This window comes from Gilliamella sp. X-46, assembly GCF_057063525.1.
In genome coordinates this window covers 355,397-367,706 of record NZ_JBXSQH010000002.1, presented here as the reverse complement: position 1 = coordinate 367,706, position 12,310 = coordinate 355,397, and the positions used below count along the sequence as shown (strand labels likewise).

The 12,310-nt window shown below is 37.4% G+C and carries 8 protein-coding genes; 5 read left to right on the top strand and 3 right to left on the bottom strand.

The features are described from left to right. Nucleotide 1 precedes the first annotated feature (1 nt). The 5 genes from ACYIAJ_RS04315 to ACYIAJ_RS04295 all read left to right on the top strand — a co-directional run bounded on the left by ACYIAJ_RS04315 (nt 2) and on the right by ACYIAJ_RS04295 (nt 8,820). Nucleotides 2-2,266: an aconitate hydratase gene (locus ACYIAJ_RS04315; RefSeq protein ID WP_483564398.1), complete on the top strand. Its 2,265-nt coding sequence runs from the start codon at nt 2-4 to the stop codon at nt 2,264-2,266. Nucleotides 2,267-2,292: 26 nt separating this feature from the next. Further along, on the top strand, nt 2,293-3,555 hold the full coding sequence (gene icd, locus ACYIAJ_RS04310) for an NADP-dependent isocitrate dehydrogenase (RefSeq protein ID WP_483564397.1): 1,263 nt from the start codon (nt 2,293-2,295) through the stop codon (nt 3,553-3,555). 18 nt (nt 3,556-3,573) lie between these two features. Further along, on the top strand, nt 3,574-4,929 hold the full coding sequence (locus ACYIAJ_RS04305; RefSeq protein ID WP_091350729.1) for a citrate synthase: 1,356 nt from the start codon (nt 3,574-3,576) through the stop codon (nt 4,927-4,929). Nucleotides 4,930-5,070: 141 nt separating this feature from the next. Then, nucleotides 5,071-6,609 (top strand): murein biosynthesis integral membrane protein MurJ, encoded by a 1,539-nt coding sequence (gene murJ / locus ACYIAJ_RS04300; RefSeq protein WP_483564396.1) that lies wholly within the window; start codon nt 5,071-5,073, stop codon nt 6,607-6,609. A gap of 534 nt (nt 6,610-7,143) precedes the next feature. Then, the gene (locus tag ACYIAJ_RS04295; protein WP_483564395.1) at nt 7,144-8,820 is read left to right on the top strand and encodes a hypothetical protein; all 1,677 of its coding nucleotides are present in this window, start codon (nt 7,144-7,146) and stop codon (nt 8,818-8,820) included. A gap of 347 nt (nt 8,821-9,167) precedes the next feature. Here the strand turns inward: ACYIAJ_RS04295 and dusC are convergent, their stop codons facing one another. The 3 genes from dusC to ACYIAJ_RS04280 all read right to left on the bottom strand — a co-directional run bounded on the left by dusC (nt 9,168) and on the right by ACYIAJ_RS04280 (nt 12,298). Next, nucleotides 9,168-10,130 (bottom strand): tRNA dihydrouridine(16) synthase DusC, encoded by a 963-nt coding sequence (gene dusC, locus ACYIAJ_RS04290; RefSeq protein ID WP_483564394.1) that lies wholly within the window; start codon nt 10,128-10,130, stop codon nt 9,168-9,170. After that, nucleotides 10,127-10,900, bottom strand: coding sequence for a molybdopterin-synthase adenylyltransferase MoeB (locus ACYIAJ_RS04285; protein ID WP_483564393.1), 774 nt, complete (start codon nt 10,898-10,900; stop codon nt 10,127-10,129). Before ACYIAJ_RS04285 ends, dusC begins: the two co-directional genes overlap by 4 nt. A 78-nt stretch (nt 10,901-10,978) precedes the next feature. Next, on the bottom strand, nt 10,979-12,298 hold the full coding sequence (locus ACYIAJ_RS04280; protein WP_483564392.1) for an amidohydrolase: 1,320 nt from the start codon (nt 12,296-12,298) through the stop codon (nt 10,979-10,981). Between the last annotated feature and the right edge of the window lie 12 nt (nt 12,299-12,310).

Below are 12,310 nucleotides of genomic sequence, written 5' to 3'. Positions count from 1 at the left end.
TATGGTTTTTGATATTGATTTAATTAAACGAATTTACCAAAGTTATCCACAAAAGATTGAGCTGATCCGCCAAAAAATTGGAAAACCGTTAACCTTAACGGAAAAAATTCTTTATGCACATCTAGCCGAAGGTGAAGAGATTAAGGTTTATAAACGGGGGGAGGATTATGTTAATTTTTCACCCGATCGCGTTGCTATGCAAGATGCAACTGCCCAAATGGCGCTTTTACAGCTAATGAATTCAGGTCGTAAAAGCGTTGCTGTGCCCTCAACAGTGCATTGTGATCACCTTATTCAAGCCTATAAAAATGCTCATGATGATTTAATTGTTGCAGAAAGTAATAATCAAGAAGTTTATCAATTTCTACGTGATGTATCGAATAAATATGGTATTGGGTTTTGGAAGCCCGATGCAGGTATTATTCATCAAGTCGTACTTGAAAATTATGCATTCCCTGGAGGTATGATGATTGGCACTGATTCACATACGCCAAATGCTGGTGGACTTTCAATGCTCGCAATAGGGGTTGGTGGTGCAGATGCTGTTGATGTTATGGCTGGTATGCCTTGGGAATTGAAAATGCCAAAAATCATTGGCGTAAAATTGATTGGTAATCTATCAGGTTGGGTATCACCAAAAGATATTATTTTAAAACTAGCAGGAATTTTAACGGTTAAAGGCGGCACCAATTCCGTGATTGAATATTTTGGTGAAGGGACTTCAACTTTATCAGCAACAGGAAAAGCAACTATCTGTAATATGGGGGCAGAAGTCGGAGCAACAACATCAATATTCCCTTATAGTAAAAAGTCGGCTGATTATTTAACGATGACAGGACGCCAAAAAGTGGTTGATTTAGCAAATATGTTAACGGACTGTTTCAATCCTGATGAGGCTGTTTTAGTACAACCAGAAACATACTATGATCAAGTAATAGAAATTAATCTATCTGAATTGGAGCCTTATGTTAATGGGCCTTTTACACCTGATTTAGCTTATCCTATTTCACAACTTGCTACTGCTATCAAAGAGCATAATTACCCTGATAACATGGAGGTAGGCTTGATTGGTTCATGTACTAACTCTTCTTATCAGGACTTGATGCGTGCGGCTTCAGTGATTGATAATGCAAATCAATTAGGACTAAAGGTAAAAGCAAAATTAATCATTAACCCTGGCTCAAAACAAGTGAAATACACCTCAAAGAAAGATGGCATTTTAAGTCGCTTTGAACAAGCTGGTGCAGCTATTATGGCTAATGCTTGTGGACCTTGTATTGGGCAATGGCGTCGTGATGAAGTTGCTGATGAACATAAAAATTCGATTGTGACATCTTTTAATCGTAACTTTGTTAAACGTAATGATGGTAGCCCAAATACTTATGCATTTATATGCTCTCCTGAAATTGTAGCTGCATTATCGATTGCAGGTAAACTCAGCTTTAATCCACTCACTGATAGTTTAATCAATGATAAAGGCCAGAAAGTGAAATTATCTGAACCAGTAGGGGATGAGTTGCCTAAGCAAGGGTTTGTTGTTGATGATGCTGGTTATATAGCACCCATAGCCAATGGCAGTGCGGTTGAAGTTCATATTTCAAGTCACTCAGAGCGGCTACAACAACTTTCACCTTTTTTACCTTGGGATGGAAAAGACATTACTTCACAACCCTTACTCATTAAAGCAACGGGTAAATGTACTACCGATCACATTTCAATGGCGGGTAAATGGCTAAAATTTCGAGGACATCTAGATAATATTTCTAATAATATGTTAATTGGTGCAGTTAATGCCTTTAATCAAAAAACCAACTCAGTTTTAGATCCGCAAACAGGTAATTATGTTGAAGTACCCATATTAGCTCGTCAGTTAAAAGCTCAAGGACTAGGCTCAATTGTTGTAGCTGAAGAAAATTATGGTGAAGGCTCATCACGGGAACATGCCGCAATGGAGCCTCGCTTTTTAAATGTTAAAGCCATTGTGGTTAAATCATTTGCACGAATTCATGAAACGAACCTTAAAAAACAAGGAATGTTAGCTTTAACATTTGTTAATAAAGACGATTATGACAAAATTCGTGAGGATGACAAAATTAGCATTATTGGGTTAGTAGATTTCGCACCAGATAAAGAGCTGACAATGATACTTCATCATCAAGATGGAAGCGTGGACTCTTTTGCTGTTGCACATACTTATAATCAATCTCAAATAGAATGGTTTAAAGCAGGTAGTGCTTTAAATAAGTTGAAGGAAGGATTTAACTAACTGAAAAAAGAGGGGGAAGATGCAATATGAATCAGCAAGTTTCAATTGAAAATGGACAATTAATTGTCCCAAATCATCCAACTATTCCTTTTATTGAAGGCGATGGTGTGGGTAAAGAGATTTGGAATGCTGCTCGAACAATTTTTGATAAAGCGATTGAAAAAGCTTATCAAGATAAACGCAGCATTAAATGGCAAGAAGTACTTGCTGGTGAAAAGTCATTCAACTTGAATGGTGCATGGTTACCGGAAGAAACTATGAATGCTTTTAAACAATATCTTATTGGTATCAAAGGTCCTTTAACTACGCCTGTGGGGGATGGGATTCGTTCACTCAATGTTGCTCTTCGCCAAGAATTAGATCTTTATGTATGTCTGCGTCCTGTTCGTTGGTTCAAAGGGGTGGAATCACCAATAAAACATCCCGAAAAAGTAAGCATGACTATTTTCCGAGAAAATACTGAAGATATTTATGCTGGTATTGAATGGCTACAAGGCACACAGGAAGCTGAAAAATTTTACCAATTTTTATCACAACAAATGGGCGTTAGTAAAGTTCGTTTTCCTAAAACTTCGTCATTTGGTGTCAAACCTGTTTCAATTGAAGGATCAGAACGTTTAATTAGAGCTGCAATTAAATATGCTCTTCACCATAAATTACCCTCTGTTACCCTAGTACATAAAGGTAATATTATGAAGTTTACAGAGGGGGGATTTAAACAGTGGGGATATGCACTAGCAGAGAAAGAATTTACTGATGCTGTTTTTACTATGAATCAATATGCAAAAATCCAAAAAACGGCTGGCACATCAGCGGCAGAACAAGCATTAAAGAACGCTCAATCTTCGTCAAAATTAATTATTAAAGATGTGATTTGTGATGCATTTTTACAAAATACTTTGTTAAAACCAGAAGATTATTCTGTTGTTGCAACGTTAAACCTTAATGGTGATTATGTTTCAGATCAACTTGCTGCGATGGTCGGGGGCATTGGTATTGCACCTGGCGCGAATATTAACTATCTGACAGGTCATGCTATTTTTGAAGCAACACATGGCACAGCTCCTGATATTGCAGGAAAAAATCAAGCAAATCCATCATCATTATTGCTATCAGGTGTGATGATGTTTGATTATCTTGGTTGGTATGAAGTTGGACAATTAATTACCCATGCAATGCAAAGCTTATTTCAAGAAGGTAAGGCAACAGCCGATTTAGCTCGTTTTATGAAAAATGGGCAATCGTTATCTACAACTGAATTTACTCAAGCAGTAATCGATAATTTATAACAAAAGAGGAAATAATAAATGAAAGAAAAGTATTTAGTTTATAAATTATCAGAAACGATTAAAAACACTAGTAAAATTGAATCACAATTATTTGAAACTTTTAATGTAAAACGTGGGTTACGTAACGCTGATCATACTGGCGTATTAGTTGGTTTAACCAAAATTGGAGATGTGCTAGGTTATGAACATTTAGAAGGTGGTTCATTAAAACCTATTCCAGGAAAATTATTATATCGAGGCATTGATATTGAAGATCTTGTACATAATGCACAAAAAGAGCAACGAACAGGATTTGAAGAAACGATCTATCTACTATTATCAGGTTCTTTACCCGATAAAGAAGAGTTATACGATTTTTCACGATTACTTTGTGAATCAATGGCACTGGAAAAGCAAACTAAGATTGCTATCATGGAACTTGAAGGTCATGATGTGATGAATATTTTAGCAAGAACAGTGCTTGAAATGTATACTTATGATTCTAAAGCTGATGATACATCTCGTGATAATTTAATGCGGCAATCCATAGATCTCATTGCAAAATTTCCTGCCATTATTGCCTATGCTTATAATATGTTAAGTCACAGCGCTAAAGGTAAATCATTACATATCCGCCACCCAAATGAGGATTTTTCCATTGCTGAAAACTTTTTATATATGATGAAAGGATCTGAAGGATATACTGAACTTGATGTGCGAGTGCTGGATTTGGCAATGATTATTCATGCAGAACACGGTGGCGGAAATAATTCAACATTTACGGTACGAGTGACTAGCTCTACAGGCACTGATACTTACTCATCAATTGCGGCAGGTATTGGATCGTTAAAAGGTCCATTACACGGTGGTGCTAATTTACAAGTGGGTAAAATGCTTAAGCACCTAGCTAAAGAAATTAAAAATTGGAGTGATGTAAATGAAATTGATGCCTATTTACAACGTATTTTAAATAAAGATGTATTTGATAAAAAGGGGCTAATTTATGGTATTGGGCATGCGGTTTATACGGTATCAGATCCAAGAGCTGTGTTGCTCAAAGAAATGGCGTATGAACTAGCCAAAGAAAAAGGGCGAGAAAAAGAGTATAATTTTTTAAATTTGCTTGAAGAACGCGCTATCCATGCTATTTTGAATCGAAAAAATGCCAGAACAAAAAAACAAGTTTGCGCTAATGTCGATTTCTATTCTGGCTTTGTTTATGACATGATTGGCTTGCCTCGAGAGGTTTATACGCCATTATTTGCAATGTCACGTATTGTTGGTTGGTGTGCTCATCGAATTGAAGAGCTTAATTTTGATGATCGCCGAATTATTCGCCCTGCTTATAAAAATATCGGTCAATTCATGCCGTTTATTCCATTAAAAGATCGTTAAACTTATCATCCGTCAGTATTATGCTGGCGGCATCAATAAAAACCATTATTTCTTGAAAAAAGCATGGTGATTTAAAGTAATAGTTTGTAGACTATGCTTCCTTATCAGTTTTCAGCTGTATACTTTTTATATAAATTGGATATGAATCTTTTAAAATCTTTAGCCACTGTAAGTTCAATGACGATGGTTTCTCGTGTATTAGGTTTTGTGCGTGATGCTATTATTGCGCGTTTTTTTGGCGCTGGCATGGCGACCGATGCTTTTTTTGTGGCCTTTAAACTTCCTAATTTACTACGGCGTATTTTTGCTGAAGGTGCTTTTTCGCAAGCCTTTGTGCCTATTTTAGCGGAATATAAAAATCAGCAAGGTATTGAGGCAACTCGTACCTTTGTTGCTTATATTGCAGGATTATTAACGCTAGTATTAGCTATTGTGACCTTAATTGGGGTTGTCACTGCACCTTTTATCATTATGCTAACTGCACCAGGATTTATGCAAGAATCAACCGAAAAATTTGAACTTGCAACGACGATGTTGCGTATAACCTTTCCTTATATCTTTTTTATATCACTGGCTTCACTTGTTGGCGCTATACTCAACACGTGGAATCGTTTCTCGGTTCCCGCTTTTGTGCCAACACTACTCAATGTGAGTATGATTATATTCACGCTATTTTTAACACCTTACTTTAACCCTCCCGTATTAGCACTTGCCGTGTCGGTTGGTGTTGGTGGGATTTTGCAATTGCTCTATCAGCTACCTTATTTAAAAAAGATTGGCATGCTAGTGTTACCTCGTATAAATTTTAAAGATAGTGGTGTTTGGCGGGTTTTAAAACAGATGGGGCCGGCAATTTTAGGGGTATCTGTTGGACAAATATCATTAATTATTAATACAATTTTTGCATCATTTCTCGTTTCTGGCTCGGTTTCGTGGATGTATTATGCGGATCGATTAATGGAATTTCCTGCCGGTGTGCTTGGTGTGGCATTAGGTACCATATTATTGCCATCGTTAGCCAAAAGCTTTTCTAAAGGCGACCATAAACAATATTCAGAGTTGTTAGATTGGGGATTACGCCTCTGCTTTTTATTGGCCTTACCAAGCACGATTGCATTGGGCGTTATTTCTCGCCCACTTATATCAACTTTATTTGAATATGGTCAATTTACCTTAAATGATACATTGATGACACAGCGAGCCTTAGTGGCTTACTCTATCGGTCTACTTGGATTGATTTTAATTAAAGTGTTAGCACCCGCATTTTATTCGCGTCAGGACATTAAAACCCCCGTCAAAATTGCAATTGTCACCTTAATTTTAACACAGCTAATGAATCTCGTTTTTATCGGGCCATTACAGCATGCAGGCCTTTCACTATCCATTGGTTTAGCCGCTTGCTTTAATGCTGGATTATTGTATTGGCAATTACGTAAAAAACAACTTTATCAACCGCAATCCGGTTGGTATGGATTTTTAATCAAAATCATCATAGCGGTAATTTTAATGTCTGCGGCATTATGGTTTGGTTCACACTTATTACCTGACTGGTCAACAGGTTCAATGTTGGTTCGTATTGGGCGATTGTTTGTATTGGTAATTGTTGGAATCGTTGTCTATTTTGCGTCGTTGATTGCTATGGGATTTAAGATCAAACACTTTATTAAACGAATTGATTAACAACAAACAATAATTAAAATTTTGTTAAAAATTTTAGATAACAGGAACGTTTAGGTAAAATTAATAAGGAAATAAGATGAATAAAGTGTCTTTTTTTACTCTCCCCATTATTGGTGGTGTAGTTTATTTTTTATTGAGTTGTTTTTTTTAGACGTATTTCGGTTACTAGATTTTGATATTTCAATTTATTTCTATCAAAATAAATTTGTAGATACATTATGGTTTTTTGGCCTGTTGTCGCTTGTTCTTCATTACGCTAATGTTCATATTGTTAATAAAATCAATGTAATATTATTGATTTTTATGATGATAATATTTTCAATAATTGCTGCATTTATTCAACAAAGTATAATTATTTATTTCTACGAGCTATCTATTTAATAAAACTTTACAAATTTTCAACAAAAAAAAATAGCGCATTATTAATCAACAGGATATGATTCAGGCACTTTAAAATAAAGTAGTGCTCATTAATTGAGCTGTTTTTATTTAAATTTAAATAAAAACATAAATTTAATTGACTGGATAATCGAAATGCGTTACCATGACTATCATATCTGGCATCTTGCTTGCCAAACCTACGCCCTAAATCTTTTTTATTTTCACTATAGTCAAAATCAGACTCTTTTCTTATTTTTATCACCGAAGTTATCGAAATCATCACGTTTAGTAAAGTCGTCGGATATATCGGTGTTTTTTTTGTGGAGGTTGAGTTTTTTACCTTTTTCATTTTTCTTCTCTAACCTATCTAATTTATTTAGGTTATCTAAATCACATAACTTATTTAAATCAACTAAATTCTCGCTGTTCTTTGCACCACTGCTTTTATTATCATACACGCAAGGTTCTCAGGCATTAACATCGCATACATCAAGGAAAATTGAGGGTAACGCGCCGTATTTAACTTTTGATGGTGGACTAACTAAAGTGACTTCGACGGATAATTTATTAGCTATTGAGTTGCCGGATGGTAGAACCCTCAAGCCATCAACTAACACATCAAGTTCGAGAAATCCGATAAAGCTAGTCAATGGAACTACTTTTAATGATATACACATGGTGGTGCCATTATCGGTAAATACAGTCAGTTTAAATGACTTAATTACTCAAGGTAATTGGGGAGATGACGATGGGGATGGTCAGGGTACTAATGGTGTTACTGCGACGGGAAGTGTATCGGTGAGTTTTACTGATGCGGATAATAATACTGTAAGTCGTAGTGAAGCATTAGATATTTGTAAGGTTCCTTATAAGATGACATTAAGTAGTACAGGAGGAGGTTTACAAACAAAGTACGGGTTACCTAATACAAGAAATTTTAGTAGTCAAACAGTGACGTATTATATTAATCCGTATGGTGGTACTCGTATTTGTTTTGTCAGGCCGAATACTAATGGTTCTGTCTTCAAACCCTCTAGCATGGTTCCTAATAAGGGATTTTTAGTTCAGTCAACAAGTTCGTCATCTTACGGCCTTAATTTTCCAACAATGGGGGGGGATGGTTTGTATTTTGATTTACTCATAGCTGGGGTTGATGCCAGTCAGTTGACATGGCCTTCAGTCTCGCGTGGAGGGATAACAGCTACGGTGAGTTGGAGACTGCCAAAACAAGGTGAGGAAGAGGATGCGTGGATTTATGAGGATGATGATAGATCTAGTTATGTAACGCGAGTAACCTTAACGGGACCTAAGGCAAGTGATGCTCAAATGCAGTCAGATAATCCTAGCCCTTTAACCGTGCCATCTTTGCCGCAGACATTTGAGTTGGTGGGTAGAGATAGTAGTGGGAATGAGGTGAGGTATGGATTTGTGTTGAGACAGTGGTTTGTCCATCGAGGTACTAAACAGGATTATTGGTCTAACCAAATATCTTGGTGTGGTAGTTTGGGTTATCGTGCGCCAAAGCTCAAGGAGTTAACTAACGCGAAGTGTGGTTCAGATAATCGGTTCCCATGTTATGATGGCATAGATGGTGCCACGCCGTCGTCAAATACATGGTATAACACGCGTTATATAGGCGCAGGATTTTTCACGGAGTGGGGCGACTTAGGCCATTATTACATTGACGGGGGCTCCAACTTTATAGGCTTCTGGGACTCCAGCTGGACAAGCGACGCTACAGATAGCGGTGTCTACTTTGTTGTCTATGGCGGTGATGTCCGCATTAGAGATGGGTCGTACCGCGAGCACATTTATTGCACCACACCTTAGCTTTTATTTCTTAGCCCTTAATCCTTAGGTCGTGGAGGGGGGGGAGATGGTGCAAACAGAGGATAATTTATTAAAGAACAGCGCCCTAGCGTAGTTGGGGCGCTTTATTGGGAGTGCGGTTGTTGTGGTTTAAATTCGAAGTTTATTTTGTTCAACAAAGCCAATACGTCCGAAACCACTGCACCCAATCAATTATAATCACAAAAAAGTATTGATTTATTAAAGTTTTTTGGTGAAATAGCTTGTCAAAAACTTTAATAAAATCAATACCTTTCCTGACCGATTTTTATGAACCCCCATCCCTCTACATCGTTATAATAAATGAACACCAATTAGCTATTTTATTATTACCTAAGGCGCTTATTTAGGCTATTATTCGCTAAAAAATCACAGATCTCTTGTTGTGATTTGAGTGTTCGAATATTTTGTAGAACTTCTGCTGCTTGAGCATAGTGCTGCTTTAAGTAAGCAAGCCACTGTTTGATGCGTGCAGAATGATAAAGCGGTTTAACGTCATCAATGGAGGATGTCGCATAGTGGATTAAAATTTTCATCACTTGTTGCCAACTGAATGCTGATTGTTCAGTTTGAATCATATTGGCTAAGTTAGGAATCGTTAAAATACCACGCCCTAGCATAATGTCGTTAGTTTGGCTTTGGTTTATGCAATTTTTTGCATCCTCAATAGAAAAAATTTCACCATTAGCAATAACGGGTATGTTTAGATGTTGCTTGATTTGACCTATTGTTTGCCAATCTATTTTTTCGGCTTTATAGCCGTCTTCTTTGGTTCTGCCATGAATAGCAATTTCATTGGCACCGGCAAGTTCAATGGCGCTGGCGATGTCGTGACAATGTGATTTATTATCCCATCCTAAGCGAATTTTGACTGATAATCTATGCGTTGCCCCAATTGCTTGTCTTACTTGGCTAACAATATTAAATATCTGCTTGGGATATTGTAATAAATAAGCGCCTCCGTGACTGCCAACGACTGTTTTGGCTGGGCAACCAAAATTGATATCGATACCATAAGAGCCTAATTCAATAGCTTTAACGGCATTTTCCGCCATCCATTCTGGCGACTGGCCAAGAATTTGCACCCGAACTGGCGTGCCAGATTTAGTTTTTCCGTTATGGTAAAGCTCAGGACATAGGCGATAAAAGGTTCGATTAGATAATTTATGATGGGTTACTCTAATAAATTCAGTCACACAATAATCAAATTGGTTAATTGAAGTTAAAAGTTGTCTGACTTGATAATCAAGCACACCCTCCATGGGCGCTAAAATAATGCGATTAATTTTCATTGAGAAACCTGATTAGTATGACTATTTCCACAAATGCGACAGTTAAGTTGTTTGGTAAATTTAACTTGGTTAAATTCCATTGTCATTGTATCAATCATTAATACACGACCAATTAATGGTTTTCCATATTGGGTTAGCACTTTGATGGCTTCTAAGGCTTGCATGGTGCCAAACATGCCAACAAGTGGTGCCATGACACCCGCTTCAACACAAGTGAGCTGATCTTGACCAAATAAGCGGCTCAAACAGTGATAACAAGGTTCATCAGGCTGATAAGTAAATACGCTTAATAATCCCTCCATACGGATTGCTGCTCCAGAAACTAGTGGTTTTTTTACATGAAAACAACAACGGTTAATTTGCTCTCGTGTCACTAAGTTATCAGTACAGTCGATGACAATATTATTCTGTTTGATAAGCGCAATGAGCTTGTCATCGTCAAGTTGCTGATGCACTGTTTCAATTAACGTATTGGCATTGATATTGGTTAAGGCTTCTTTTGCAACCTCGACTTTGTATTGATTGATAGCTCTTTCGGTATATAAGATTTGTCGATTTAAGTTGGATTTTGATATGGTATCAAAATCAACTAACGTTAATTTACCTAAACCTGATGCAGCCAAATAGAGCGATGCCGCACAGCCGAGTCCACCTAAACCGATGATCAGCGCTGAACTGTTTTTTAATATTTGTTGTTTATCAATATCAAAACCACGCAATGTGATTTGTCTATCATAACGAAACAGTTCTTGATCAGTCAGTTCTTGCATAGTGGGTGTTTATTGTGGTTAATTATGAAGAAGCATTATAACAGAAACTTGGCACAACAATGTGCCAAGCCATTAAGATTATTTGTCAAAGCCAGATAGGAATGTTAAATATTCTTCTTTGGTCATGAGTGGTTTATATTCTGACATCAGTGTTTGTGCTGGTTTTGCGTCGTCATAAAGTAAATCGATAATTGTACAGGCCATCATTTGCGCAGGACGGATGTAAGCCATATCTTCATCAAATACGGTATAATCTTTACCGTGTAAAACACCTCGAACCGAACCAATCCATGGGTGGCTAACAGGCATAATATGGGATAGATCGCCAGTATCCGTGCTTCCTGTCATATGAGGGGCAACTGAAACATTTTCTTCACCAATTAACTCTTCGGCATTACGTTTTAAAAGCTCGTTAAGCGTTGAGTTGTTATTTAATGGTAGATAGCCAGGCAAGTCCTTAATTTCACAGGTGGCACCAACCGCCATAGCGCCTGCTTTTAGTGCTTGATTAATTCGTTCATTGGCATCAATCATGGCGGGCACATTGCCTGCTCGTACATAGCTTTCCATTCTTACATCGCTTGGAATCACATTAACTAAATCACCACCTTGGGTAATAATCGGGTGGAATCTAATATAGTCTTTTTCTTGAAATGTTTCGCGAATAGCATGCACCCCCATCATTCCCATCATTGCTGCATTTAAAGCATTGACACCCGCATGTGGCGCAGCCGCCGCGTGTGACGCTTCGCCTTTATATTTAATCAGTTTACCGATAAAACCATTACTGGTGGTTGATATTTCGATAAAACCATCTTGGCGGTCATTGGGTACGCTAGTTAAGTGTATTTGCAGTGCCATATCAACATCGTCAAATTCACCCCGAGAAATTAGCTCTGGTTTGCCACCAATATATTTGATTTTACCTTCTTCAATTAAGCGATTTCGATAAGTGATTTCAACATATTCTTCAGCAGGCACCGCAAAAGGTACGACATCGCCCGCTAAAAATTGCATAGCCCCTGCATCAATTAATCCCATCGTGACTGCCATCATATTGGCAATTTGCGCATTATGCCCACAACAGTGCGCAGCGCTAGATGTTTCGTCAGCAGCTGGGTGATCTGCACAAATAATGGCATCAAGTTCACCAATAACAGCAATGCTGTACTGACTACCTTTTCCGCCTTTTAAGCGACCTTTTACGCCAGTTATAGCCAATTTATTTTTAAATGGTACACCTAATTTTTCAAAGGCTTCTTCGACTTTTTTAGCTGTTTTGTGTTCTTTATAACCAAGCTCTGGTTCTGCCCAAATTGACTGAGCAATGGCTTTGATGTCAGCTTTTCGGTTTGCTATTGCGTTACAAACCTTTTTTTTAAGTTCTTCTTTTGTCATACGTTAAATCCT

Bases quoted from the DNA above. Each gene is read 5' to 3' on its own strand.
- ACYIAJ_RS04315 (WP_483564398.1), top strand. From the start codon at position 2: ATGGTTTTTGATATTGATTTAATTAAACGAATTTACCAAAGTTATCCA.
- icd (WP_483564397.1), top strand. From the start codon at position 2,293: ATGAATCAGCAAGTTTCAATTGAAAATGGACAATTAATTGTCCCAAAT.
- ACYIAJ_RS04305 (WP_091350729.1), top strand. From the start codon at position 3,574: ATGAAAGAAAAGTATTTAGTTTATAAATTATCAGAAACGATTAAAAAC.
- murJ (WP_483564396.1), top strand. From the start codon at position 5,071: ATGAATCTTTTAAAATCTTTAGCCACTGTAAGTTCAATGACGATGGTT.
- ACYIAJ_RS04295 (WP_483564395.1), top strand. From the start codon at position 7,144: ATGCGTTACCATGACTATCATATCTGGCATCTTGCTTGCCAAACCTAC.
- dusC (WP_483564394.1), bottom strand. From the start codon at position 10,130: ATGAAAATTAATCGCATTATTTTAGCGCCCATGGAGGGTGTGCTTGAT.
- ACYIAJ_RS04285 (WP_483564393.1), bottom strand. From the start codon at position 10,900: ATGCAAGAACTGACTGATCAAGAACTGTTTCGTTATGATAGACAAATC.
- ACYIAJ_RS04280 (WP_483564392.1), bottom strand. From the start codon at position 12,298: ATGACAAAAGAAGAACTTAAAAAAAAGGTTTGTAACGCAATAGCAAAC.